Consider the following 23,684-nt stretch of genomic DNA (forward strand, 5'->3'; position numbering starts at 1 on the left):
ACATCTCACGTGTAGGGGAAGCGCAACGTCGAACAAGCGTGTAGCTTCCGGGGGCATGAAGGGGCGGGGGGAGCCGGGAGGGGGCTTCCGTCCGTTGTCCGTGCGGACCAGTGGGCATCCATAGTGGGCAGCCATAGGGGGCATCCACGGAGATCCATTGGGGGGACTGGGGGGTTGCTCGATGGGAGTGCGGCTCATGGTGGTCGACGACCACCGATTGCTCGCCGAGGCGTTGGCCTCGGCACTGAAGCTGCGGGGGCACCGGGTGCTCGCCGCGGCGGCGCCCGCCGCGGGCGCGGCGGAACTGGTGATCAGCCGGGCACCGGAGGTGTGCCTGTTGGGGACGGCGACACCGGCGGAGCCGGGGATGTTCGACCCGGTGGTCCGGATCAAGCGGGAGCGGCCGCAGGTCGCGGTCCTGGTGCTGGGCCCGGTACCGAGCCCACGCGGTATCGCGGCGGCCTTCGCCGCGGGCGCGTCCGGCTACGTACGGCATGACGAGCGCATCGAGGGGGTCGAGCGCGCGATCATGAAGGCGAGGGCGGGCGAGGCGGCGGTCGCCCCGCAGCTCCTCCAGGGAGCCTTCAGCGAACTCCTCAACCCGGCGGCCCAGCCGGACGACGAGGGCCAGCGCCTGCTCCAGATGCTCACACCGAGGGAGGTCGAGGTCCTGGTCAGGGTCGCCGACGGCGAGGACACACGGCTGATCGCGGCGGGCATGGGCATCGCACCGTCGACGGCCCGGACCCATGTCCAGCGGGTGCTGATGAAACTGGGGGTGGGGTCGAGGCTGGAGGCGGCGGCGTTGGCTGCGCGGACGGGGTTGTTGGACCGGGCGGGGCCGGTTCGGCATTCGGCGCCGGAGGCGGGAGGAGAACCGCAGTCCTAGCCCGAAGTTCTGTTGATTCGGACAAATAGCAAGTCAGAGAAGAGGTGCCCCATACCGAGGCGCCCGGATACCCCCTGTGTGGCCTGCGGAAAACGGGTCGGCACCGGCTTGCCCGCCCGGCCGAAGACGATCAACTCTCGCCCAGAGTCTGTCGTGCCCGGCTGATCACCCGCTGGGCGTCGGCGCCGAAGACGGCGGACTCGCGGAGCGTCTTCCATACACGCATGTACGTCGTGACGCTGTCCTGGTCCTTGATCCACAGTTCCGCATGCCAGTCCTCGACGATCACAAGTCGCTCGTCGTAGATCAGGAACCCGTTCGCGGGCGGGATCTTCAGCGATGCGGAGAACGGGACGACGCCCAGGTGCACAGTGTCGAGACCGACGACACCCGTCAGCCGGTCGAGCTGGGCGGCCAGTACGGAAGGTGGACAGATCAAGGAACGGAGCGCGGTCTCGCCGATGAGAATGTTGAACTTCTTGCCGGAGTCGTACAAACCCTCCTGCCGCTTCAGCCGCGACCGCACGGCGTCCTCGGTGTCACGCTTCGAGCGGTGCAGTTCGGCGTACCGGATGAAGACGTGACGGGCGTAGTCAGCAGTCTGGAGAAGTCCTGGGACCATCGAGCCCTGCCAGGCATGGAAGACCCTGGTCCGAGCGTGCTCGGCATTCAGGGTGTCCTGTACGGGCCGGTGCCCTGCCGCCAGTTGGCGCCGCCATGACCGGTAGTCCGATTCAAGGCCCTTGAGGCGGGCGGTCAGCTCGCCGATGGCCTCGGGCCGGCCGGTCCCCTCCGCCCACGCTCGCAGATCTTCGGCCGTCGCGGTCTGCCGCCCGTTCTCCAGCTTGGAGACCTTCGACTGTGTCCAGCCGAGCCGCTCCGCGAGCTGGGTACCGGTGAGCCGACCGTCAGGGGAGGACAGGCGGAGTTCTCGAAGCCTGTCCCCGAGGGCCACGCGTGCCCGCTGAAAGTCTGTGCTCACCGTTACCCGCCGACTACAGTCCTGCCGCGAACTCTTCGAACGGCACCGCGTAATGCCAAGCGGTCCCGGACTTGGGCGTACCGCACCACTTCAGCCGGCTCGGTGATCAACTCCACGTCGACCAGGTTGTCGGCGTCGTCGAAGTTGAGCACAGCGACCAGCCGCGAGTCGAAGATCCACGCGTCCGCTTCAGGAAGCTGGAGGCGCTGAGCCTCCGCCCGCGGGAGAATCCGGATGTCCTCGCCGACGGCGCTGTTCCGCCGCGCGTTGTCCAGCAAGTAGAGCTGCCCTGTGGTGGGCGGGTCATCGACGACACGGACGCGCTCGACGCGCTTGCCCTGCTCGGCCTGCCTGCGCCGGTTCTCGCACCACGGGGTGTCGAGATCCCACCGTGCCGCGCCGCTCTCGACGAACTGCGCGTAGGTGTCGGTGACTTCGTCGGAGGCGTACCGGCGCCGGGTCTCCAGCCGCCACGCGGTGTGCTTGAAGGTGGTGAACAGCTTGCCGAAGGCGTCCAGGTCGATGATCTTCGCGTCGCGGGTCACTTCCTTCGGCCCCCAGTCAACCAGCAGTTCTCGCGGGACAACGATCGGCACCTCGCCCTCTCCAAGGTGCTGGAGCTGGGCGATGTCGTCGGGATCGGTGAGTGGAGGGCCGTGCACGATCACCTCCCGGCTGTCCAGGTCCTCGTGCACGGCCGGACACCCGTCGTCGCCCGAACCGGTCCCGTTGAAGCGCAGCCTGCGTGCCATGCGGTCACCTCTCGTGTCGCTCGTGGAAGCCCTGGCCGGACAAGGGTGTCTGCCGCTGCGCGGGAATGTCGAGGGAACTCGGAGTGACGCCTGAAAATATCCGAGAATATCTCCGCCCTCGCCCAACTCCTGCTTCCTACGGTCGTATCCGGAGTCACGGAGAGTCGGGGAGACACGATGGCAGTCACACGCCACAAGACCACGCAGGAACCACCTGTAGAGCTGCCGGTGGGGTTCGAGGCATGGCTGCTCGATTGCCTACCGGTCCCCGGATGCAAGGTCTGCGCCGCGAACTGGAAGCAACTCAACGCCGCGAAGGACGACGGTGACATCACGAAGGCCAGCCGCCACGCCACCGAGATCCGGGATCACGCCGGGGGCGCCCACTCATGACGCTGGACATGCACACGTACCGCGCTGGCCGTCAGAGGGCCACCGAAGCGGCGGAGGCGATCAGGGAAGCCCTGGCCGCTCTCGGCCTCCCCGAGCGGGTCTGGGCCAGCGTGCGACCCCTTGTTACGCACACCGGCAAGCCGTACGTGCACATTGGCATGATCCGCGCGGATGCGGCCGAGAAGGTGGCCGAGGCCTTGCGAACCCTGGCCGAGCCATCATGGTCGGCATCGACGCCGCGAGCCTCGTGCGCCGGGAGTGCGGTCGGTGCGGATATCCGGTGTGGAGCTGACCATCCCTGATCGCCTTCCCCCACCGGCTGATACTTCCGCGTATCTCCGCAGGCCGGTGGGGAAGGTCTGCCCTTGCTGGGCATGATGCTCCAGGGATCTTAGGGGACCTTCCATGGCCGCGTCTCCGGTGGAGTAGCGTTCCACCTGGGATCGAGGCGGTGGTCCCAGAGGCCGACACGGTCATAGGCTGAATCCAGGCAGTTGCATGCCGCCCATGAGTCGGCCTCGGTTGCATCCTGAGAAGTGGTGTACGGGCTCCCACCTGATCCGGGTGTTTGTCCCGGCGCCGGGCAACACCGGAATGCGCGAGCGGGAGACAGGCGCAGAGGAATGATGTCAGCAGACCTCAGGCATTTTCACAGACCGGTAGACGACGGACTCGACGCGACAGAGTACTGATCACATGCCCGAATTGATGTCAGAGGATGCGGTTCGAGACCTCGCACGGTCCCCTGCCGAAGCCCGTTCCTTGCACCGCAAGGAAGTCTTCCCCGTGCACGTGCTCCTCTGCGTCGCTCACCATGAGAGCGATGCGAGCAGCTTGCTGAAGGCCGCGGGAGTCGAGTACTCGGTCCTGTACGCGGCACTGTCGGCCGGTCAACCGGCCGGCAAGCCGACCAACAAGCGAACGCTCCCGTGGTCCAGCTCGATGGAACACATCCTCCAGCTCTCCCAGAGCTACACCAAGAAGTACTTCACATCGAACCACCTGCTGGCCCTGATCCTGGACAACGACAAGGACAGCGTCACGCTGCTGCGCGAGTGCGGCCTGAACGTCCCCGAATTCCGAGCCACGCTCGCTCAACGTTTGGGTGACGCCTGACCGCCAATCGAGCGGGAGGCCGTCCCTCCTGCACGGATTGGGCGGCGATCGCCCCAGACCCTCCAATACCGTGGGCACCCCAGTGATCGGCAGATCTGTTCCACCTCGCCATTCGCCGACCTGCGCATTTACTTCCTATGGTGGAACGCAGCTGCCAATCGTCCTTCCCTCACCACCAGGCACACCAACCACCGGCCAGTTCCTGCAGTGTGGAAGACCCGTGCCTGCCGACGCATCCGAGGCCGGCTTTGTGGGCGTGCGGTGCCGGCGTCACGCCGACGGCGTTGTGAGGGCTCCGGTGCGTATGCCTGCCAGCAAATGGACGAGGGTGGCGGGGGTGGTGGTGAGGTGGGTGGTGGGGATGTCGCTTTCGCGGAGGTGGATGGTGTCGGAGGACGCCGCCAGTTCGACGCAGGTGTTGCCGTCGCCCCCCTCGGAGAAGGACGACTTCTGCCAGTGGAGGGACTGGGTCATGCCTTGTGCCTCACAGTTCCTTGGCGATGCGGTGGATGAAGTCCCGTGACGGAACGGGGTCGAGAGCTGCCTTCTTCACCTTACGGAAGAGCTTTCGAAACCTGTCCAGTTGGGACTCCGCATCGAGGAACGCGGTGCCATGGGGGGAGTCGCGGAGCACGGTGTCCAGCCGGGGCACGGGGCCGCCCACGTACATCATGGCGCTGCTGGCTCCGGCGAATCCCTCCGCGTCGATGGGAATGACTCGTACGGTGTGCCCCCGCTCGATCTGCCGCAGGATCTCGAGCAGTTGGGCGCGTGCCACTTCCCGGTCGGCCACGAGGATACGCAGCGCGAACTCGTGGATGACCGTCTCGTACTCGGCCGCGGCGTCGCCGTCGATGGCGGCCCTGCGCCGCAGCCGGTGCTCGATTCGGGGGTCCAGTTCGCTGGGTGGAAGCTCCGGCACCATGTAGCTGAAGACAGCGCGCGCGTAGTCGGGGGTCTGGAACAGGCCCGGAACGTGCGTGATGACGACCTCGTGCAGGAAGGTCGCGTGGTGCTCCAGCTCGGCGACGTCCAGGAACACCGGTGGAAGGATGCCCCGGAACTCCTCCCACCAGCCACGCGTACGGTCCGTCGCCATCGCCACCAGCGCCTCGATCAACTCCTCTTCCGCGCACGCGCAGTGAGCTGCCAGCCTTCGCAGCCGCTCCTCGCTGATCGCTGAGCTGCCCGCTTCGATCTGGCTCATGTGCGTCGAGCTGGACCCGAGGAGACCTGCCACCTCTTTGGCGGACTTGCCCGAAGCCTCACGCAGTTTGCGCAGCTCGGAGCCAAGGCGTACCTGCCGTGCCGTGGGCTGGTTCCGCATCGTCATCCGTTGTACTTCTCCTTCAACACCCCTGAAGAGGAGGGGACGTTCTGCTCCCCGTTCGGGTGTCAGATTACGCGACGTGGTTGCAAGGGTAGGAATTCCTACCCTACCGTCGGTGACGCGACGCACACGCTGCGGAATCCGGGACCCCCGGAAGCGCACCGCTCCGTCCTGCCATGACGGCTGCGGCACTGCCACCGCCCGTCCCGCAGCCCTTCCCTCAACCACCCTTCAAGCCACCGGAGTTGTCGCATGCCCGAAAACGACCCCTGGGAGTACTCCCTCTCCATCCCCTACGACCCCCGAGCCGTCACCGTCAGTCGCCGCACCCTCCGCCTCATCCTGACCATGCACGGACTGATCGGCGTCGTCGACCTCGCCGAGCTCCTCGCAACCGAGCTGGTCTCCAATGCCGTACTCCACACCAAGGGCCCTGCCGCCCTGCGTGTGCGCTGGTCGGCCGGCGTCCTACGGATCGGAGCCTGGGACGCGGATCCCGAACCCCCCGAGCCTCCGCGGCCGTTGGCCGATATCACCGACCTCGAGGGCGGCCGCGGCCTCGCCCTCGTCCGCGCCTGCGCCGACCTGTGGGGCTGGCAGCCGCTGGCCAGAGACGGCAGTCGGGGCAAGTACGTCTGGTGCGACCTCACCGCTGCCTAGCCCGACGCCCGATGGCCGGACAGCCGTACGGGGTCGAAGCCGCCGACGCGGACTCCGGCCCCGTAAGGTCCCTGCTACTCGGGCGGCTTCTCGTCCGCCACAACATCCGGCGGCGGCGGAGCCACAGGCCGCAGCTTCAGCCACGCCAGGAAAAACACCCCCAGCAGCAGCATCCCCAACCCGGTCCACAAATTGATGTTGACGCCCTCCGCCTTGTCGATGTCCGCGTCCGACGCCGTGAAGCCCGCGATCGTGACGATGACGCCGTACAGGACGAACAGGCCGCCGATGATGCGCCGGATGTCGAAGAGGCGTGCGGCGGTCGCGGACTTGGTCTGTAGTTCGGAGACCTCCCTGTGGACGTCCTTCTCGGAGTATTCGGAGGGCTCGGAGGAGCCGGAAAACTCAGACATGGTGTCTCCAGCGTCAGAACGAGAACGGGATGTAGCAGGCGGCCGCCAGGATCACCGCGCCCCAGCCCAGCAGAGCCGGCTTGCGGTACCAGGCGTCGTCGCCGGGTGCGGGCGGCTCCTCCATGCCGGGGGACGTGGTGCCGTACACCAGGCCCTGCAGGTCCTCCGTCGGCTTGGGGGCCGTGAAGAGGGTTACGGCGATCATGACCACCGCGCCCGCCACGAAGCCCGCGATCGCGGAGACGAAGTTGGCGCCCTGGTCGGAGGGGATGTCGATGATGCCCTGCTTGTAGATCCAGAAGTAGTTCACCATCGCGGCGGTGGTGCCGGAGAGCAGACCCCAGAAGCCGGACTTCACGGACGCCCGCTTCCAGAACATGCCGATGATGAAGACGACGAACATCGGCACGTTGAAGAAGGAGAACAGTGTCTGGAGGTACGCCATGATGTTCGAGAACGACGAGGCCAGGAACGCCGTCCCGATGGACGCGAGCACGCCGATCGCCGTGATGATGCGGCCGAAGCGGACGTAGTAGCCGTCCTCCCGGCCCCGCACCACGTACTTCGCCCAGACGTCGGAGGTGAAGACGGTGTTGAAGGAGGACACGTTGGCCGCCATGCCCGCCATGAAGGCCGCCAGGAGACCCGTGACCGCGATACCGAGGACGCCGTTGGGGAGCAGGTCCTGCATGAGGTACGGGATCGCGTCGTTGTACTGGTAGCCCGAGTCGGGCGTGCCGAACCGCGGAATCACCGCGGCGGCGACCAGGCCCGGGATCATCACCAGGAAGACGATGAAGATCTTCGGGAACGCGGCGATCAGCGGCGTGCGCTGGGCGGCGGAGAGGTTCTTCGCGGAGAGGGCGCGCTGCACCTCGGCGAAGTTGGTCGTCCAGTAGCCGAAGGAGAGGACGAAGCCGAGGCCGAGGACGATGGTGAGCCAGTTCGCGCCGAGCGGGTTGGCCTCACCGATGCCGGTGCCGCCCCACGAGGTCATGAAGTTCTCGCCGCGGCTCTCGGTCAGGCTGCCGGACAGGCCGTCCCAGCCGCCGACCTTCTTCAGGCCGAGGACGGTGATGGGGATGAGGGCCGCCAGGATCACGAAGAACTGGAGGACCTCGTTGTAGATCGCGGAGGACAGGCCGCCGAGCGTGATGTAGGCGAGGACGAAGAAGCCGGCGACCACGATGGCCACCCACTCCGGCCAGCCCAGCAGCGCCTCGACCACGATCGCCAGGGCGTAGAGGTTGACGCCCGCGATGAGGATGGCGGCGAAGGCGAACAGGATCGAGCTGAGCAGGTGTGCTGCCTTGTCGAAGCGCAGGAGCAGGAACTCCGGGACCGAGCGGACCTTGCTGCCGTAGTAGAACGGCATCATCACCAGGCCCAGGAAGACCATCGCCGGGATGGCGCCGATCCAGTACCAGTGGGTGGTGTAGACGCCGTACTGCGCACTGTTGGCGGCCATGCCGAGGATCTCGGTGGCGCCCAGGTTGGCGGCGATGAACGCGAGGCCGGTGACCCAGGCCGGCAGGGAGCGGCCGGAGAGGAAGAAGTCGAGGCTGGTCTTCACCGATCTGCGGGCGGCGAAGCCGATGCCCAGGACGACGACGAAGTAGATGCCGAGGATCGTGTAGTCGAGCCAGTTCGTGGGGAGTCGTAGCTCGGCTGCCAGATTCGTGGGGGTTTGCATAAGGACTCACTTCGTTGCGCGAACTGATCCGTAGCGGAACCTACGCCTCAGCGTTCAGTCATTGAACACTCCGGGTGATGGTCTTTGTTGGATTGTGATGTCGACAGTTGAGGTGCCTTGTGTTCTAATGTGTTTGGTTCTGTTTGATGATTGAGTGGCTCGAATAGGAGTCCGCAGTGAAGAAGACCTCGACCCGGCTGGCCGACGGTCGCGAGCTCATCTACTACGACCTGCGGGACGACGCCGTGCGGGACGCGGTCGACCGCCGCCCGCTGGAGCGGACCGTGACGACGTCCGAGGTCCGCCGCGATCCCCTGCTCGGCGACTCCGTCGCCATCGCCTCGCACCGGCAGGGGCGCACCTACCATCCGCCGGCCGACGAGTGCCCCCTGTGCCCCTCGCAGGGCGAGCGGCTGAGTGAGATCCCGGACTCGTCGTACGACGTCGTGGTCTTCGAGAACCGTTTCCCCTCCCTCGCCGGCGACTCCGGCCGCTGCGAGGTCGTCTGCTTCACCTCCGACCACAACGCGTCCTTCGGTGATCTGACGGAGGAGCAGGCAGGGCTGGTCCTGGACGCGTGGACCGACCGGACGTCGGAGCTGTCGCATCTCCCCTCCGTGGAGCAGGTGTTCTGCTTCGAGAACCGCGGCGCCGAGATCGGTGTGACGCTGGGCCACCCGCACGGGCAGATCTACGCCTACCCGTTCACCACCCCGCGCACCGCGCTGATGCTGCGTTCTGTCGCCGCTCACAAGGAGGCGACCGGAGGTGAGAATCTCTTCGACGCCGTCCTGGAGCAGGAACTCGCCGACGAGCGGGTCGTCCTGGAGGGCGAACACTGGCTCGCCTTCGTGCCGTACGCCGCGCACTGGCCGTACGAGGTCCACCTGTACCCGAAGCGTCGCGTGCCGGATCTGCTCGGGCTCGACGAGGACGCGCGCACAGAGTTCCCCAAGGTGTATCTGGAACTCTTGAGGCGCTTCGACCGGATCTTCGATGGGCAAGACGGAGGAAAAGAAGGGGCGGGGGAGCCTCCGACGCCTTACATCGCCGCCTGGCACCAGGCGCCGTTCGGGCAACTGGAGGAGTTCGAGGGCGTCAGCCGTGACGACTTCGCGCTCCACCTCGAGCTTTTCACCATCCGCCGTACCTCCGGCAAGCTGAAGTTCCTCGCGGGTTCCGAATCCGGTATGAACGTGTTCATCAACGACGTGCCGCCGGAGCGCGCGGCCGAGCGACTGCGAGAGGTAGCGAGTTCATGAGCGGTAAGTACCTGGTCACCGGTGGCGCGGGCTATGTCGGCAGCGTGGTCGCCCAGCATCTGCTGGAGGCGGGCCACGAGGTCGTCGTACTCGACAACCTGACGACCGGCTTCCGCGAGGGCGTCCCGGCCGGTGCCACCTTCGTCGAGGGTGACATCCGGGACGCCGCCAAGTGGCTGGACTCCTCCTTCGACGCCGTCCTGCACTTCGCCGCCTTCTCCCAGGTCGGCGAGTCGGTCGTCAAGCCAGAGAAGTACTGGGACAACAACGTCGGCGGCACGATGGCGCTGCTCGCCGCCATGCGCGAGGCGGGCGTGCGCCGGCTGGTCTTCTCCTCCACGGCGGCGACGTACGGCGAGCCGGAGCAGGTGCCGATCGTCGAGACGGCGCCGACGAAGCCCACCAACCCGTACGGCGCCTCGAAGCTCGCCGTCGACCACATGATCACCGGCGAGGCGGCGGCCCACGGCCTCGGCGCCGTGTCCCTGCGCTACTTCAACGTGGCGGGCGCCTATGGCGCCTACGGCGAGCGGCACGACCCGGAGTCGCACCTCATCCCGCTGGTGTTGCAGGTCGCGCAGGACAAGCGGGACGCCATCTCCGTCTTCGGCGACGACTACCCGACGCCGGACGGCACCTGTGTCCGCGACTACATCCACGTCGCCGACCTGGCCGATGCCCACCTGCTGGCGCTGAAAGCCGCTCAGCCGGGCGAGCACCTGATCTGCAACCTCGGCAACGGCAACGGCTTCTCCGTCCGCGAGGTCATCGAGACGGTCCGGCAGGTCACCGGCCACCCGATTCCCGAGATCGTGGCCCCCCGCCGGGGCGGCGACCCGGCGGTGCTGGTGGCGTCCGCCGACACCGCCCGCGAGAAGCTGGGCTGGAACCCGTCCCGCGCGGACCTCGCGGGGATCGTCGCGGACGCGTGGGACTTCGCGCAGCGGCGCGGCAAGTAGAACGTACGGAAAGAGTCAGGGGTCAGGGCATGAGCGAGGCTGTGGCAGGGGCGGTCGCCGAGCGGTTCAAGGAGCTGTACGGGACCGATCCGGAAGGGGTGTGGGCGGCGCCCGGCCGGGTCAACCTGATCGGCGAACACACCGACTACAACGACGGCTTCGTCATGCCGTTCGCGCTGCCGCACATCACCGTCGCGGCCGTGTCCCGGCGCGAGGACGGCGTCCTGCGCCTGCACTCGGCGGACATCGAGGCCGGTGTCGTGGAACTGCGGCTGGAGGACCTGGCACCGGAGTCCGACAGTGACTGGACGGCGTACCCGGCTGGCGTGGTCTGGGCCCTGCGCGAGGCGGGCCACCAGGTCACCGGCGCGGACGTCCACCTCACCTCGACCGTGCCGGCGGGCGCGGGCCTGTCGTCGTCGGCGGCACTGGAGGTCGTCGTGGCGCTGGCCCTCAACGACCTCTTCGCACTCGGCCTGAAGGGCTGGCAGCTGGCCCGCCTGTGCCAGCGCGCCGAGAACGTCTACGTCGGCGCCCCCACCGGCATCATGGACCAGACGGCGTCCGCGTGCTGCGAGGCCGGCCACGCCCTGTTCCTCGACACCCGCGACCTGTCCCAGAAGCAGATCCCCTTCGACCTGGCCGCCGAGGGCATGCGCCTGCTGGTCGTCGACACCCAGGTCAAGCACGCCCACAGCAACGGCGAGTACGGCAAGCGCCGCGCCGGCTGCGAGAAGGGCGCGGCCCTGCTGGGCGTCGACGCGCTCAGGGACGTGCCGTACGACGGGCTGGACGCGGCGCTGGAGCGCCTCGGTGACGAGGAGGAGGTGCGCCGCCTGGTCCGCCACATCGTCACGGAGAACCACCGGGTGGAGCAGGTGGTCTCGCTGCTGGAGTCGGGCGAGACGCGCGCGATCGGCCCGGTCCTGGTCGAGGGCCACGCCTCCCTGCGGGACGACTTCCGCATCTCCTGCCCCGAACTGGACCTGGTGGTGGACACCGCGCTGGCCTCCGGCGCCCTCGGCGCCCGCATGACCGGCGGCGGCTTCGGCGGCTCGGCGATCGTCCTGGCGGAGGCGGCCGACGTCGACACGATCACCAAGGCCGTCCAGGAGGCCTTCGCCGCGGCGGACTTCACCGCCCCGCGGGTGTTCGAGGCGGTGCCTTCGGCGGGGGCGCGCAGGCTCAGCCGATCCGCTTCGTCAGCGTGTACTCCGTGATCCCCGGCGGATAGTCGGGGATCACGCACACCACCTCGTACCCCCGCTTCTGATAGAACGCCGGCGCCTGGAAATCCCAGGTCTCCAGGCGTGCGGCCGTACAGCCCCGTTCGCGGCGGGCCACCCGTTCCGCCCGGGCGAGCAGGTGGGAGCCGACGCCCGATCCGCGGTGGCGTTCGTCGACCCACAGGTACGTCACGTGCAGCCAGGTCGCCCAGGTGTGACCGACCAGGCCGCCGGCCAGGGCGTCGGAGGAGTCCAAGGCCCAGACCTGCAACGGAAGTTGCCGTTCGCCGGGCGTTCCGCGCAGCGCGCGCAGGATCGGTGAGGCCGCCGTGTTGGTCTCCCGCAGCCGAAGACGCAGCACATCGTGCCGGGCCTTGTCGACTTCTGTCACCAGACGAAACATGCGGCTCACCATAAACGTGCCGGACAGCCAGTTCTGCAAATTACCTTCCGCTCCAAGCCCCCACCCGTACTCTGATGAACAGCACCGGTGGGGGCCGGTGCTGATCAGGGGGCGAGACAGTCGGGTACGACGCCCGAAGTGGGGGTAGCAGTCCTTGCACGGCGGCGGCCGTGCGCGCGGCAATCGCGCTTCGGGCGCCGTACTCGCGCCGATGTCGTCTCCCGGTGTCGTCCTTCGACGATGGGGTATCCCCTGCTCTTCGAGAGCTTGGGGAAGGGGGTTTCGTGGTTCGCATCCGAGTTCTGGTCGTCGACGACCATCGCATCTTCGCCGAGTCGCTCGCGGCGGCTCTGGCCGCCGAGCCGGATGTCGACGTGTCCGCCGCCGGCAGCGGTCCCGCCGCGATGCGCAGTCTGGAGCGGGCGGTCGCCGAGGGGCGCCGCTTCGACGTGCTGCTCGTCGACGCCGACCTGGGCGGCAACGTCCCGGGTGTACGGCCCGCCGTGCCCGTTCAGGAGGGCAACGAGGACGGGCTGGTCGACGGGATTTCGCTGGTCGCCGGGGTGCGTTCGGCGCAGCCGGCCGTACGGATCGTCGTGCTCGCCGAGAAGGACGATCCCCGGCGGGCCGCGCTCGCCCTGCAGGCCGGCGCCTCCGGGTGGGTCGCCAAGGACTGCTCGCTGTCCCGGCTGCTCACCGTCATCCGGGGGGTGCTGCGCGACGAGACCCATCTGCCGCCCGCCCTGCTCACCGGCGTCCTGCGTGAGCTGACCGCCGCCCGCAAGCACCGCACCGAGAGCGAGCGGCTCGTCGAGTCGCTCACCCCCCGGGAGCGGGAGGTGCTGCGGTGCATGGTGGCCGGGCTGGGGCGCAAGGCCGTGGCCGAGCGCCTGTTCCTCTCACCGCACACCGTCCGCACCCATATGCAGAACGTCCTCGGCAAGCTGGGCGTGCACAGCACCCTGGCCGCCGTCGCGCTCGCGCGGCGGGCGGGGGTGGGGCCCGTCGACCTGAGGCCTGCCGGGCGGATCGGGGTGGAGGAAAGCAGCAGCGCCTGATCCGTGCCTACGTCACCACGCCGGTCCCTCAGCCGGGAATGTTGTCGAACGGGGCGGTCAACTGCCGCAGCAGTCCCGCCAGTTCGCTGCGCTGGGCGCGGGAGAGCTCCGCGAGGATCGCGCGCTCCTGGTCCAGCAGTCCGGCCAGGGCCTGGTCCGCGCGGTCCCGGCCCTCGTGCGTGAGCCGGACCAGCACGCCGCGCCGGTCGCTCGGGTCGGGCAGCCGCTCCACCAGGCCCTTCTTGGCCAACCGGTCGATGCGGTTCGTCATCGTGCCCGAGGTGACCAGGGTCTGGGTGAGCAGTTGCCCCGGCGAGAGCTGATACGGCGTGCCGGCGCGCCTGAGCGCCGTCAGCACGTCGAACTCCCAGGGCTCCAGGCTGTGCTCGGCGAAGGCCAGACGGCGTGCGCGGTCCAGGTGCCGGGCCAGTCTGCTCACCCGGCTGAGCACCTCGAGCGGTTCCACGTCGAGGTCCGGGCGCTCCCGGCGCCACGCTGCGACCAGCCGATCGACCTCGTCCTCCATGACGATCAGTGTAGTGGTTGTGTCGACGTGAAGTCTCTTGACGTCAAGACTCTTGACGTCGAATTGAATCCGAGCGAGGCTGGCATCGTCGAGAACGGTCACGACCAGGAGGCCCGATGCCCGCCCCCACCTGGGACCCCGCCCAGTACCTGCGCCACGCCGGCCACCGCGCCCGCCCCTTCACCGACCTCCTCGCCCGCGTCCCCAGCCTGCCCACAGAACCGCCCGCCGGGCCACCCCGCATCGCCGATCTCGGCTGCGGCCCCGGCAACGTCACCACCCTGCTCGCCGAACGCTGGCCCACCGCCCGCATCACCGGGTACGACAACTCGCCCGAGATGCTCACCCGGGCGGAAGCCCACGCCGGGCCCACCCCGGGCGGCGGCCGCCTCCACTTCGCCCACGCCGACGCCGTCACCTGGGCGCCCGAGGAGCCGTACGACCTGATCGTCAGCAACGCCACCCTCCAGTGGGTCCCCGGGCACGCCGAGCGGTTCGGGCAGTGGGTGGCGGGCCTGAAGCCCGGCGGCACCTTCGCCTTCCAGGTCCCGGGGAACTTCGGCGCCCCCAGCCACCAGCTCATGCGCGACCTCGCCCACTCCGCCCGCTTCAAGGACCGCCTCGCCGACACCCTGCGCCACGACGACGCCGTCCTCGCCCCCGAGACCTACCTGGAGAAGCTGGCCGACCTCGGCTGCACGGCGGACGTGTGGGAGACGACGTACATCCATCTGCTGCACGGCGAGGACCCGGTGCTCGACTGGGTCAAGGGAACCGGCCTGCGCCCCGTCCTCACCGCCCTCGCCGACGCCCCCGAGACCCGGGACGACTTCCTCACCGCCTACCGGACCGCCCTCCGCGAGGCCTATCCCACCGGCCCGCACGGCACGACCTTCCCCTTCCGCCGCATCTTCGCCGTCGCCCGCAAGCAGGTGTGATGCTCACCCGAGGAACGCCTGCGGGCGTACTGCGCGGACGTCCTCGGGGGCTGCTGGTGCCAGGCGGGGGCGGTGCGACTGCACAACCGGCTGGAGTTCATGGAGCCGCTGACCGGCGTTTGAACGGCACCGTAAGGGTCACTCGCTGTAGTGACACCGTGGTCAAGGCTCGCTGGGAGTGATGGACGGTGGCACGAGAGCAGAAGGCCAAGTCGAAGAAGGAACAGCTCAAGGGCAAGGCCAAGCAGGTCATGGGCCGTGCGGTCGGCAACGAGAGGATGACGGCGGAAGGCCGGGCCGAGAAGTCGAAGGGGCACGCACGTCAGGCGAAGGAGAAGGGGAAGGACACGTTCAAGGGCTGACGTCAGGCTGACGTCCCAGGGCACCGGAAGAGCTGACTCGTCAGCTCTTCCGGTGCCCTATCAGTCGTGGCTTCGGCTCCAGCCCGTCCAGCCCGTGCCACGCCAGATTCACCAGGTGTGCCGCCACCTCCGCCTTCTTCGGCCGGCGTACATCCAGCCACCACTGGCCCGTCAGCGCCACCATGCCGACCAGCGCCTGCGCGTACAGCGGCGCCAGCTTGGGGTCGAAGCCCCGGCTCTTGAACTCGCGGCCCAGGATGTCCTCCACCTGGGTGGCGATGTCCGAGATGAGAGACGCGAAGGAACCCGTCGACTGCGGGATGGGGGAGTCCCGGACCAGGATGCGGAAGCCGTCCGTGTACTCCTCGATGTAGTCCAGGAGGGCGAAGGCCGCCTGCTCGCACAGCTCGCGCGGGTGGCCGGCGGTCAGCGAGCTCGTCACCATGTCCAGCAGACGCCGCATCTCCCGGTCCACCACTACCGCGTACAGGCCCTCCTTGCCGCCGAAGTGCTCGTACACCACCGGCTTGGACACCCCGGCCTTCGCCGCGATCTCCTCCACCGACGTGCCCTCGAAACCTTTCGCCGCGAACAGGGTGCGACCGATCTCCAGCAGCTGCTGGCGGCGCTCGGCACCGGTCATCCGGGTGCGACGCGCACGCCGCGGCTTGTCATTGCTCGGGGTGCTGCTGGAGTCGGTCGCCACGGCGTCAATCATGCCGCCTCGGCGGCCTCCTTCTTGTGCCGAGAGCCGTCCTCACCCGTGTTCCGGCGGGAATCGATACGCGAGCGTGACGGCCAGCGCACGTCGTACGCCCAGCCGAGCAACTCGAACCAGCGGATGAACCGAGCCGAGGAGTCCAGCTGGCCGCGCTCCACACCGTGCCGCGCCGAGGTCGGGTCGGCATGGTGCAGGTTGTGCCAGGACTCGCCGCAGGACAGGATCGCCAGCCACCACACGTTGCCCGAACGGTCACGCGACTTGAAGGGACGCTTGCCGACCGCGTGACAGATCGAGTTGATCGACCACGTCACATGGTGGAGCAGAGCCACCCGGACGAGCGACCCCCAGAAGAACGCCGTGAACGCGCCCCACCAGGACATCGTCACCAGGCCGCCGATCAGCGGCGGCAACGCCAGCGACACGACCGTCCACAGCACGAACTGACGCGAGATCGTCCGGATCGCCTTGTCCTTGATCAGATCCGGCGCGTACTTGTCCTGCGGCGTCTGCTCCTCGTCGAACATCCAGCCGATGTGCGCCCACCACAGGCCCTTCATCAACGCCGGGATCGTCTCGCCGAAACGCCACGGCGAATGCGGGTCGCCGTCCGCGTCGGAGAACTTGTGGTGCTTGCGGTGGTCGGCCACCCAGCGCACCAGCGGCCCCTCCACCGCCATCGACCCCATGACCGCCAGCGCGATCCTGAGCGGCCGCTTGGCCTTGAAGGAACCGTGGGTGAAGTAGCGGTGGAAGCCGATCGTGATGCCGTGGCAACCCAGGAAGTAGAAGAACACCAGCAGGCCGAGGTCCAGCCAGCTCACACCCCAGCCCCACGCCAGCGGCACCGCCGCCAGCAGAGCGAGGAAGGGGACGGTGATGAAGAGCAGCAGCGTGATCTGCTCGATCGAGCGCTTCTGCTCACCGCCCAGCGTGGCGGAGGAAGGGAGGGTGTCGTCGGTAGCCTTCGAAGAGTCTTCGATCACGTCGGAGCTTGTGGTCATGCGCGTCCCCTGTGGGGTCTTGGATTGAGGCAGGTGCCGGGCCGGGAAAACCGTGCGGTACTTCCTACGGTTCCGTAACCTACGGCATCGTAAGTATGGCAGTGCGCCGCCCGGCGGCAAGAGCCCGCGAGTCTGCGCGTCCGCACGGACACCTATCCTGGAGTCGGTCGGACAGCGCGGTCCGCTCTGATTTCTTCCCGGACGTCCGGTCCCGTATGCGATGCCAGCCGCCCGACCGCCCTCCGGGTTCCCTCCCAGACGAGCTTCAACACTGCAAGGAGCCGCACCTGTGAGCAGTGCCGACGACCTGACTACGAGCACCACGACGACCAGCAGTGCGCTGCGCGCCGACATCAGGCGACTGGGTGACCTCCTCGGCGAGACCCTCGTCCGACAGGAGGGTCCCGAGCTGCTCCAGCTCGTCGAAAAGGTCCGCCGCCTCACCCGCGAGGACGGCGAGGCCGCCGCCGAGCTGCTGCGCGGCACCGAACTGGACACCGCGGCCAAGCTGGTCCGCGCCTTCTCCACCTACTTCCACCTGGCCAACGTCACCGAACAGGTCCACCGCGGCCGCGAACTGCGCGCCAAGCGCGCCGCCGAGGGCGGCCTCCTCGCCCGTACGGCCGACCGGCTCAAGGACGCCGACCCCGAGCACCTGCGCCAGACGGTCGCCCACCTCAACGTCCGCCCCGTCTTCACGGCCCACCCCACCGAGGCCGCACGCCGGTCCGTCCTCAACAAGCTCCGGCGCATCGCCGCACTCCTGGAACTGCCCGTCATCGAGGCCGACCGCCGCCGCTACGACACCCGTCTGGCCGAGAACATCGACCTCGTCTGGCAGACAGACGAACTGCGCGTCGTACGCCCCGAGCCCGCCGACGAGGCCCGCAACGCCATCTACTACCTGGACGAGCTGCACGCCGGCGCGGTGGGGGACGTGCTGGAGGACCTCACCGCCGAACTGGAGCGAGTCGGCGTCAAGCTCCCCGACCACACCCGCCCCCTCACCTTCGGCACCTGGATCGGCGGCGACCGCGACGGCAACCCGAACGTCACCCCCCAGGTCACCTGGGACGTCCTCATCCTCCAGCACGAGCACGGCATCAACGACGCCCTGGAGATGATCGACGAACTGCGCGGCTTCCTGTCGAACTCCATCCGCTACACCGGAGCCACCGAGGAACTCCTCGAATCCCTCCAGACCGACCTCGAGCGGCTGCCCGAGATCAGCCCCCGCTACAAGCGCCTCAACGCCGAGGAGCCCTACCGCCTCAAGGCCACCTGCATCCGGCAGAAGCTGGAGAACACCAAGCAGCGCCTCGCCAAGGGCACCCCCCACGAGGAAGGCCGCGACTACCTCGGCACCTCCGAGCTGCTCGCCGACCTCACCCTCATCCAGACCTCCCTGCGCGAGCACCGCGGCGGCCTCTTCGCCGACGGCCGCATGGACCGCACGATCCGCACCCTCGCCGCCTTCGGCCTCCAGCTCGCCACCATGGACGTACGCGAACACGCCGACGCCCACCACCACGCCCTCGGCCAGCTCTTCGACCGCCTCGGCGAGGAGTCCTGGCGGTACGCCGACATGCCCCGCGAGTACCGGACCAAGCTGCTCGCCAAGGAACTGCGGTCCAGAAGGCCCCTGGCCCCGACCCCGGCACCCGTCGACGCGGCCGGCGAGAAGACCTTCGGCGTCTTCCAGACCGTCAAGCGAGCCCTGGAGGTCTTCGGACCCGAGGTCATCGAGTCGTACATCATCTCGATGTGCCAGGGCGCGGACGACGTCTTCGCCGCCGCCGTCCTCGCCCGCGAGGCCGGCCTCATCGACCTCCACGCCGGCTGGGCCAAGATCGGCATCGTGCCGCTGCTGGAGACCACCGACGAACTCAAGGCCGCCGACACCATCCTGGAGGACATGCTCTCCGACCCGTCCTACCGGCGCCTCGTCGCGCTCAGGGGCGACGTCCAGGAGGTCATGCTCGGCTACTCCGACTCCTCGAAGTTCGGCGGCATCACCACCAGCCAGTGGGAGATCCACCGCGCCCAGCGCCGCCTGCGTGACGTCGCCCACCGGTACGGCGTCCGGCTCCGGCTCTTCCACGGCCGCGGCGGCACCGTCGGCCGCGGCGGCGGCCCCTCCCACGACGCCATCCTCGCCCAGCCCTGGGGCACCCTGGAGGGCGAGATCAAGGTCACCGAGCAGGGCGAGGTCATCTCCGACAAGTACCTCGTGCCCTCCCTCGCCCGGGAGAACCTGGAACTGACCGTCGCCGCCACCCTCCAGGCCTCCGCCCTGCACACCGCACCCCGCCAGTCCGTGGAGGCACTGGCCCGCTGGGACGCGGCGATGGACGTCGTCAGCGAAGCCGCACACTCCGCCTACCGCAGGCTGGTCGAGGACCCCGACCTGCCCGCGTACTTCTTCGCCTCCACGCCGGTGGACCAGCTCGCCGACCTCCACCTGGGATCGAGGCCTTCGAGGAGGCCCGACTCGGGCGCCGGCCTCGACGGCCTGCGAGCCATCCCCTGGGTCTTCGGCTGGACCCAGTCGCGGCAGATCGTGCCCGGCTGGTTCGGCGTCGGCTCCGGGCTCAAGGCGCTGCGCGAGGCCGGCCTCGACACCGTCCTCGACGAGATGCACGAGCAGTGGCACTTCTTCCGCAACTTCATCTCCAACGTCGAGATGACCCTCGCCAAGACGGACCTGCGGATCGCCGCCCACTACGTCGACACCCTCGTCCCCGACGACCTCAAGCACGTCTTCGACACCATCAAGGCCGAGCACGAACTGACCGTGCGCGAGGTACTGCGCATCACGGGCGAACAGGAACTGCTGGACGCCGCACCGGTCCTCAAGCAGACCTTCACCATCCGCGACGCCTACCTGGACCCGATCTCCTACCTCCAGGTCACCCTGCTCAAGCGCCAGCGCGACGCCGCGGCGGCCGGCGAGCAGCCGGACCCGCTGCTGTCCCGGGCCCTGCTCCTCACCGTCAACGGCGTGGCAGCAGGCCTGCGCAACACCGGCTGATCCCGCACATGAGGGTGCCCCCCATGCTCCGTACGAGCACGGGGGGCACTGTCATGCCGTGGATCAGGCCTTGCGACGACGGAACACCAGGTAACCGCCCGCACCGAGCAGCGCCGCCGCAGCCGCCGCCAGCAGACCGACCGGAGCACCGCTGCCGGTCTCGGCGAGATCGCCCTCGCCGCCCTGCGCCGCCGGGGACGCCGACGCGACGCCCGCAGACGGCGACGCCTCGCCCTCGACCGCACCCGCGGGCTCGTCCCCGTCAGGCTTCGTGGCGGTGTCGTCCGGCTCCGTGACGGTGCCGTCGGGCGACTCCGACGCGTCGGCGGTCGGCTCCGCCGAGGCGCCGGGCGTGTCCGTCCCCGGCGTCGTGCCGTCCGCCGCGGGACAGGTGTGCGAGAGGTTGAACAGCTCCAGATCGCCGCCGCTCACCTCGGCGACGGCGGAGGTGAGCTCCGCCCCCGGCAATGAGGCCACGTAGGCGTGCTTGTCGGACGGCGGCCCGAAGTCCGTGACCACCTGCTGCCCACCCGGCTCGAAGGTCACCGTCAGCTTGACGAAGTCCGTGGAGTTCCCGGGCAGCACGAAGTGCCAGCCGTCCTGCCCCGCGGGAACACCGGGGCACTGGTCCGACGACTTCTGCGGGGCGCCGCCGTCATCGGTGGTCGAGGTGCGCGGAAGATCCTGCCGCAGCCGCACGGTGTACGAGTCGTCGGTGGTGGCGAAGGCCGGTGCCGCGACGCCCGCGACAAGCAGCAGCGACGCAAGCGGAACAGCGGCGGCGACAAAGGCACCGGCGCGAGGAAGGGTTCGCATGAGGCGGTAGTCCATCTTCGAGAAACGAACGGGAAGATGTGGAGGGGGCGGCTCAGCATCCAGCACATGCCGTGACCAGGTCAATCACGAACAGGCAACACTCATCCCCACCACTGGACTTGAGAACGGCGAAACCCGTCACATCGTTACGAACGCCGCCGTGAGCAGCGCGATCCCCGACCCCGCCATCACCCACGCCACCCGCGTCCGCCGCAGCCCACCCGCCACCACCACCGACGCGAGCAACAGCGCCCCACCCAGCGGCACCCACGCATACAGGACCCCCGCAGGACCGGAACGCACGACATCATCGCTGCCCGGCTTCACCACCACGGTGTACGTCTGCCCCTTCCGCACAGCGGCCGTGTGCTCGATGACCACGCTCTTACGGGCCGTCGACCCCGTCGACAACGGCGTGTACGGCCCCGAACAGGTGTCCTCGCCGCACCGCGTCACCTCGACCGTGCCGCGCTCCCGCCCCTTGGTGAGCATCACGTGCTGAGCGCTCCCCCAGGAGGCCCACACACCGGCGATCAGGATCAGCGCCGCGACCGTACCCATCGCCGCGATCCGCCCGAACCGCAACGCGGCGACCGAGGCCTGACGGGAAGTGGTGGCTGTGGCAGGCATGGCCGGGATCATTGGCCATGGTCCTGCGGTCGGTCAACCTCGGCGGGGCCGATGGGCGGACAAGTCAGGAGTTGTACGTCCCCTGCGCCCGCTCCAGCCCCTCGATCACCAGACACTCCACGGCATCCGCCGCCCGGTCCACGAAGTAGTCCAACTCCTTGCGCTCCGACGACGAGAAGTCCCTCAACACGAAATCCGCCACCGGCATACGACCCGGAGGACGCCCGATCCCGAACCGCACCCGGTGATAGTCGGACCCCATCACCTTCGTCATCGACTTCAACCCGTTGTGACCGTTGTCCCCGCCACCCAGCTTCAGCCGCAGCGTGCCGAAATCGATGTCCAACTCGTCATGAATGGCCACGATGTTCGCCACGGGCACCTTGTAGAAGTCCTTCAGCGCGTTCACCGGCCCACCCGACAGATTCATGTACGACATCGGCTTCGCCAGAATCACCCGCCGGTTCGCCGGCCCCGGCGGCCCGATCCGCCCCTCCACGACCTGCGCCTGCGCCTTACCGGCCCGCTTGAACCTGCCCCCGACCCGCTCCGCGAGCAGATCGGCGACCATGAACCCCACGTTGTGCCGGTTGCCGGCGTACTCCGGCCCCGGATTGCCCAGCCCCACGATCAGCCAGGGCGCGTTGGCATCGGTCGTCACGTGCATGTCTCCTTGATACGCGCCAGCCGCTGCCCCGACGGGGAGCAGCGGCTGACGAAACGACGAAGGTGAGGATCAGGCCTCGGCGGCCTCTTCGCCCTCGGCCTCGCCCTCCGGGGCCTCCTCCGCCTGCGCGCCCAGGACCTGCAGGACGACCGTGTCCCCGTCGACAGCCAGCGTGGTGCCGCTCGGCAGCGGGATGTCCTTGGCCAGGATGGAATCGCCGGCCGCCAGACCCTCGATGGACACCGTGACCGACTCGGGGATGTGCGTCGCCTCGGTCTCGACCGGCAGCGCGTTCAGCACGTGCTCCAGCAGGTTGCCACCCGCCGCCAGCTCACCCTCGGTGTGGACGTAGATGTCGACGTTGACCTTCTCGCCACGCTTCACGAGCAGCAGGTCGACGTGCTCCAGGAAACCCTTGATCGGGTCACGCTGCACGGACTTCGGAATCGCCAGCTCGTTCTTCTTGCCGTCGATGTCCAGAGCGATCAGGACGTTCGGCGTACGCAGGGCGAGAAGAAGCTCGTGACCCGGAAGGGTCAGGTGCACCGGGTCCAGACCGTGGCCGTACAGAACACCCGGGACCTTGCTGTCACGGCGGATACGGCGGGCGGCACCCTTGCCGAACTCGCTACGCGTCTCGGCGGCGATCTTCACCTCGGACATATGATCACTCCTCGTAGAAACTAGGAACGGACGTGGTCACCCGGCCACGAACGGCCTGCTACGAAGAGCGCGTCGATAACGGATCGCCGAATCCACCGCCGAAAGACGGAGAACGGCCTCCCTCGCCGAGCAACTTCAGCAGTCTACTCGGCGAGGAAGGCCGCACCCAAAAGGATCTTGCGAGGAGCCTTACTGCTCGTCGAACAGGCTCGTCACCGAACCGTCCTCGAACACCTCACGCACCGCACTCGCGATCGTCGGCGCGATCGACAACACCGTGATCTTGTCCAGAGCATCACTCAACTCACCCGGCGTCGGCAGCGTGTTCGTGAACACGAACTCGCTCACCCGGGAGTTCTTGAGCCGGTCCGCCGCCGGACCCGACAGCACACCATGCGTCGCCGTCACCATGACGTCCTCGGCGCCGTGCGCGAAAAGAGCATCCGCAGCCGCGCAGATCGTGCCACCGGTGTCGATCATGTCGTCCACCAGGACACACACCCGCCCCTTGACCTCACCCACGACCTCATGGACGGTCACCTGATTCGCCACGTCCTTGTCACGCCGCTTGTGCACGATGGCGAGAGGTGCACCGAGCCGGTCGCACCAGCGGTCCGCGACCCGCACACGGCCGGCGTCCGGGGACACCACCGTCAGCTTGTCCTTGTCCACCTTCTTGCCCACGTAGTCCGCGAGCAGCGGAAGAGCGAACAGATGATCCACCGGCCCATCGAAGAAGCCCTGGATCTGATCCGTGTGCAGGTCGACGGTCAGAATGCGATCCGCACCCGCCGTCTTCATCATGTCCGCGATCAGACGCGCCGAAATCGGTTCACGTCCACGGTGCTTCTTGTCCTGCCGCGCGTAACCGTAGAACGGCACGATGACCGTGATGGAGCGCGCCGACGCACGCTTCAGAGCGTCGATCATGATCAACTGCTCCATGATCCACTGATTGATCGGAGCCGTGTGGCTCTGGATCACAAAGCAGTCCGCACCACGTGCCGACTCCTGGTAACGCACATAGATCTCGCCGTTGGCGAAGTCGAAGGCCTTGGTCGGGACGACCCCGACACCCAGCTGGTGGGCGACCTCCTCGGCAAGCTCGGGGTGGGCGCGGCCGGAGAAGAACATCATCTTCTTCTCGCCGGTCGTCTTGATCCCGGTCACAGCACTGTCTCCTCAGAGGT

Annotated in this window: 25 protein-coding genes and 1 pseudogene; 11 read left to right on the plus strand and 15 right to left on the minus strand. The window is 68.3% G+C overall.

The features are described 5' to 3' along the window. The first annotated feature begins 181 nt into the window (after positions 1-181). Positions 182-889 (plus strand): helix-turn-helix transcriptional regulator, encoded by a 708-nt coding sequence (locus ABT063_RS43585; RefSeq protein ID WP_351066509.1) that lies wholly within the window; start codon positions 182-184, stop codon positions 887-889. Positions 890-1,019: 130 nt separating this feature from the next. Here the strand turns inward: ABT063_RS43585 and ABT063_RS43590 are convergent, their stop codons facing one another. Further along, positions 1,020-1,871 carry a helix-turn-helix domain-containing protein gene (locus ABT063_RS43590; RefSeq protein WP_351066510.1) on the minus strand — a complete coding sequence of 284 codons (852 nt, stop codon included), beginning with the start codon at positions 1,869-1,871 and terminating at the stop codon, positions 1,020-1,022. 13 nt (positions 1,872-1,884) lie between these two features. After that, a pseudogene (locus ABT063_RS43595) lies at positions 1,885-2,623 on the minus strand (DUF6879 family protein). Positions 2,624-2,800: 177 nt separating this feature from the next. Here ABT063_RS43595 and ABT063_RS43600 point away from each other — a divergent pair. After that, positions 2,801-3,016, plus strand: a complete 216-nt coding sequence (locus ABT063_RS43600) for a hypothetical protein (protein ID WP_351066511.1) — start codon at positions 2,801-2,803, stop codon at positions 3,014-3,016. A 786-nt stretch (positions 3,017-3,802) separates the two neighbouring features. Next, complete coding sequence (locus ABT063_RS43605) at positions 3,803-4,132, plus strand: hypothetical protein (protein WP_502991005.1); 330 nt, start codon at positions 3,803-3,805, stop codon at positions 4,130-4,132. A gap of 270 nt (positions 4,133-4,402) precedes the next feature. On the opposite strand, the gene ABT063_RS43610 is transcribed toward ABT063_RS43605, so the two are convergent. Further along, positions 4,403-4,606: a DUF397 domain-containing protein gene (locus ABT063_RS43610; protein ID WP_351066512.1), complete on the minus strand. Its 204-nt coding sequence runs from the start codon at positions 4,604-4,606 to the stop codon at positions 4,403-4,405. Positions 4,607-4,616: 10 nt separating this feature from the next. Further along, the gene (locus ABT063_RS43615) at positions 4,617-5,465 is read right to left on the minus strand and encodes a helix-turn-helix domain-containing protein (protein WP_351066513.1); all 849 of its coding nucleotides are present in this window, start codon (positions 5,463-5,465) and stop codon (positions 4,617-4,619) included. A 249-nt stretch (positions 5,466-5,714) separates the two neighbouring features. On the opposite strand from ABT063_RS43615, the gene ABT063_RS43620 reads away from it, so the two are divergent. After that, positions 5,715-6,122, plus strand: coding sequence for an ATP-binding protein (locus tag ABT063_RS43620; protein ID WP_351066514.1), 408 nt, complete (start codon positions 5,715-5,717; stop codon positions 6,120-6,122). 74 nt (positions 6,123-6,196) lie between these two features. Here the strand turns inward: ABT063_RS43620 and ABT063_RS43625 are convergent, their stop codons facing one another. Together ABT063_RS43625 and ABT063_RS43630 are read right to left on the minus strand one after the other, a co-directional pair. Beyond that, complete coding sequence (locus ABT063_RS43625; protein WP_351066515.1) at positions 6,197-6,535, minus strand: hypothetical protein; 339 nt, start codon at positions 6,533-6,535, stop codon at positions 6,197-6,199. 13 nt (positions 6,536-6,548) lie between these two features. Further along, positions 6,549-8,228: a sodium:solute symporter family protein gene (locus tag ABT063_RS43630; protein ID WP_351066516.1), complete on the minus strand. Its 1,680-nt coding sequence runs from the start codon at positions 8,226-8,228 to the stop codon at positions 6,549-6,551. Positions 8,229-8,404: 176 nt separating this feature from the next. Between ABT063_RS43630 and galT the strand changes: the two genes are divergently transcribed. The 3 genes from galT to galK are packed head-to-tail and all read left to right on the plus strand — an operon-like array spanning position 8,405 to position 11,669. Continuing rightward, positions 8,405-9,490, plus strand: coding sequence for a galactose-1-phosphate uridylyltransferase (gene galT, locus ABT063_RS43635; RefSeq protein WP_351066517.1), 1,086 nt, complete (start codon positions 8,405-8,407; stop codon positions 9,488-9,490). Further along, positions 9,487-10,449: a UDP-glucose 4-epimerase GalE gene (gene galE / locus ABT063_RS43640; protein WP_351066518.1), complete on the plus strand. Its 963-nt coding sequence runs from the start codon at positions 9,487-9,489 to the stop codon at positions 10,447-10,449. The genes galT and galE overlap by 4 nt, the downstream gene beginning before the upstream one ends. 29 nt (positions 10,450-10,478) lie before the next feature. Then, on the plus strand, positions 10,479-11,669 hold the full coding sequence (gene galK, locus ABT063_RS43645; RefSeq protein WP_351066519.1) for a galactokinase: 1,191 nt from the start codon (positions 10,479-10,481) through the stop codon (positions 11,667-11,669). Here the strand turns inward: galK and ABT063_RS43650 are convergent. Further along, entirely contained in the window at positions 11,635-12,090 is a 456-nt protein-coding gene (locus ABT063_RS43650) for a GNAT family N-acetyltransferase (protein ID WP_351066520.1), read from the minus strand. The genes galK and ABT063_RS43650 overlap by 35 nt on opposite strands. A 272-nt stretch (positions 12,091-12,362) precedes the next feature. On the opposite strand from ABT063_RS43650, the gene ABT063_RS43655 reads away from it, so the two are divergent. Next, positions 12,363-13,136 (plus strand): LuxR C-terminal-related transcriptional regulator, encoded by a 774-nt coding sequence (locus ABT063_RS43655; protein ID WP_351066521.1) that lies wholly within the window; start codon positions 12,363-12,365, stop codon positions 13,134-13,136. Between the two features lie 28 nt (positions 13,137-13,164). Here the strand turns inward: ABT063_RS43655 and tamR are convergent, their stop codons facing one another. Then, positions 13,165-13,662, minus strand: coding sequence for a MarR family transcriptional regulator TamR (gene tamR / locus ABT063_RS43660; protein WP_351066522.1), 498 nt, complete (start codon positions 13,660-13,662; stop codon positions 13,165-13,167). Positions 13,663-13,778: 116 nt separating this feature from the next. Between tamR and ABT063_RS43665 the strand changes: the two genes are divergently transcribed. Both ABT063_RS43665 and ABT063_RS43670 read left to right on the plus strand, forming a co-directional pair. Further along, positions 13,779-14,600: a trans-aconitate 2-methyltransferase gene (locus tag ABT063_RS43665; protein WP_351066523.1), complete on the plus strand. Its 822-nt coding sequence runs from the start codon at positions 13,779-13,781 to the stop codon at positions 14,598-14,600. A 188-nt stretch (positions 14,601-14,788) separates the two neighbouring features. Beyond that, entirely contained in the window at positions 14,789-14,962 is a 174-nt protein-coding gene (locus tag ABT063_RS43670) for a CsbD family protein (RefSeq protein ID WP_351066524.1), read from the plus strand. Between the two features lie 40 nt (positions 14,963-15,002). On the opposite strand, the gene ABT063_RS43675 is transcribed toward ABT063_RS43670, so the two are convergent. Together ABT063_RS43675 and ABT063_RS43680 are read right to left on the minus strand one after the other, a co-directional pair. Further along, positions 15,003-15,680 carry a TetR family transcriptional regulator gene (locus ABT063_RS43675; RefSeq protein WP_351066525.1) on the minus strand — a complete coding sequence of 226 codons (678 nt, stop codon included), beginning with the start codon at positions 15,678-15,680 and terminating at the stop codon, positions 15,003-15,005. After that, positions 15,677-16,687: an acyl-CoA desaturase gene (locus tag ABT063_RS43680; protein WP_351066526.1), complete on the minus strand. Its 1,011-nt coding sequence runs from the start codon at positions 16,685-16,687 to the stop codon at positions 15,677-15,679. Before ABT063_RS43680 ends, ABT063_RS43675 begins: the two co-directional genes overlap by 4 nt. 289 nt (positions 16,688-16,976) lie before the next feature. On the opposite strand from ABT063_RS43680, the gene ppc reads away from it, so the two are divergent. Then, positions 16,977-19,718: a phosphoenolpyruvate carboxylase gene (gene ppc, locus ABT063_RS43685; RefSeq protein WP_351066527.1), complete on the plus strand. Its 2,742-nt coding sequence runs from the start codon at positions 16,977-16,979 to the stop codon at positions 19,716-19,718. Between the two features lie 63 nt (positions 19,719-19,781). Here ppc and ABT063_RS43690 read toward each other — a convergent pair whose 3' ends face one another. The 5 genes from ABT063_RS43690 to ABT063_RS43710 all read right to left on the minus strand — a co-directional run bounded on the left by ABT063_RS43690 (position 19,782) and on the right by ABT063_RS43710 (position 23,664). After that, positions 19,782-20,534: an LAVTG motif-containing sortase-dependent surface protein gene (locus ABT063_RS43690; RefSeq protein ID WP_351066528.1), complete on the minus strand. Its 753-nt coding sequence runs from the start codon at positions 20,532-20,534 to the stop codon at positions 19,782-19,784. A 138-nt stretch (positions 20,535-20,672) separates the two neighbouring features. Then, the gene (locus tag ABT063_RS43695) at positions 20,673-21,176 is read right to left on the minus strand and encodes a hypothetical protein (RefSeq protein WP_502991006.1); all 504 of its coding nucleotides are present in this window, start codon (positions 21,174-21,176) and stop codon (positions 20,673-20,675) included. Positions 21,177-21,228: 52 nt separating this feature from the next. Continuing rightward, positions 21,229-21,831, minus strand: coding sequence for an aminoacyl-tRNA hydrolase (gene pth, locus ABT063_RS43700; protein WP_351066530.1), 603 nt, complete (start codon positions 21,829-21,831; stop codon positions 21,229-21,231). 69 nt (positions 21,832-21,900) lie between these two features. Then, the gene (locus ABT063_RS43705; protein WP_351066531.1) at positions 21,901-22,494 is read right to left on the minus strand and encodes a 50S ribosomal protein L25/general stress protein Ctc; all 594 of its coding nucleotides are present in this window, start codon (positions 22,492-22,494) and stop codon (positions 21,901-21,903) included. Between the two features lie 189 nt (positions 22,495-22,683). Beyond that, on the minus strand, positions 22,684-23,664 hold the full coding sequence (locus ABT063_RS43710; RefSeq protein ID WP_351066532.1) for a ribose-phosphate diphosphokinase: 981 nt from the start codon (positions 23,662-23,664) through the stop codon (positions 22,684-22,686). Positions 23,665-23,684 lie beyond the last annotated feature (20 nt).

Source organism: Streptomyces sp. NPDC002838 (assembly GCF_040295365.1).
Taxonomy (GTDB): domain Bacteria; phylum Actinomycetota; class Actinomycetes; order Streptomycetales; family Streptomycetaceae; genus Streptomyces.

Coding starts and splice junctions, on each gene's coding strand:
- ABT063_RS43610 (WP_351066512.1), bottom strand. CDS start 4,606: ATGACCCAGTCCCTCCACTGGCAGAAGTCGTCCTTCTCCGAGGGGGGC.
- ABT063_RS43620 (WP_351066514.1), top strand. CDS start 5,715: ATGCCCGAAAACGACCCCTGGGAGTACTCCCTCTCCATCCCCTACGAC.
- ABT063_RS43585 (WP_351066509.1), top strand. CDS start 182: ATGGGAGTGCGGCTCATGGTGGTCGACGACCACCGATTGCTCGCCGAG.
- ABT063_RS43680 (WP_351066526.1), bottom strand. CDS start 16,687: ATGACCACAAGCTCCGACGTGATCGAAGACTCTTCGAAGGCTACCGAC.
- ABT063_RS43615 (WP_351066513.1), bottom strand. CDS start 5,465: ATGACGATGCGGAACCAGCCCACGGCACGGCAGGTACGCCTTGGCTCC.
- ABT063_RS43695 (WP_502991006.1), bottom strand. CDS start 21,176: ATGATCCCGGCCATGCCTGCCACAGCCACCACTTCCCGTCAGGCCTCG.
- galK (WP_351066519.1), top strand. CDS start 10,479: ATGAGCGAGGCTGTGGCAGGGGCGGTCGCCGAGCGGTTCAAGGAGCTG.
- ABT063_RS43630 (WP_351066516.1), bottom strand. CDS start 8,228: ATGCAAACCCCCACGAATCTGGCAGCCGAGCTACGACTCCCCACGAAC.
- ABT063_RS43665 (WP_351066523.1), top strand. CDS start 13,779: ATGCCCGCCCCCACCTGGGACCCCGCCCAGTACCTGCGCCACGCCGGC.
- ABT063_RS43705 (WP_351066531.1), bottom strand. CDS start 22,494: ATGTCCGAGGTGAAGATCGCCGCCGAGACGCGTAGCGAGTTCGGCAAG.
- tamR (WP_351066522.1), bottom strand. CDS start 13,662: ATGGAGGACGAGGTCGATCGGCTGGTCGCAGCGTGGCGCCGGGAGCGC.
- ABT063_RS43675 (WP_351066525.1), bottom strand. CDS start 15,680: ATGATTGACGCCGTGGCGACCGACTCCAGCAGCACCCCGAGCAATGAC.
- galE (WP_351066518.1), top strand. CDS start 9,487: ATGAGCGGTAAGTACCTGGTCACCGGTGGCGCGGGCTATGTCGGCAGC.
- ABT063_RS43690 (WP_351066528.1), bottom strand. CDS start 20,534: ATGCGAACCCTTCCTCGCGCCGGTGCCTTTGTCGCCGCCGCTGTTCCG.
- ABT063_RS43600 (WP_351066511.1), top strand. CDS start 2,801: ATGGCAGTCACACGCCACAAGACCACGCAGGAACCACCTGTAGAGCTG.
- ABT063_RS43625 (WP_351066515.1), bottom strand. CDS start 6,535: ATGTCTGAGTTTTCCGGCTCCTCCGAGCCCTCCGAATACTCCGAGAAG.
- pth (WP_351066530.1), bottom strand. CDS start 21,831: ATGCACGTGACGACCGATGCCAACGCGCCCTGGCTGATCGTGGGGCTG.
- ABT063_RS43650 (WP_351066520.1), bottom strand. CDS start 12,090: ATGGTGAGCCGCATGTTTCGTCTGGTGACAGAAGTCGACAAGGCCCGG.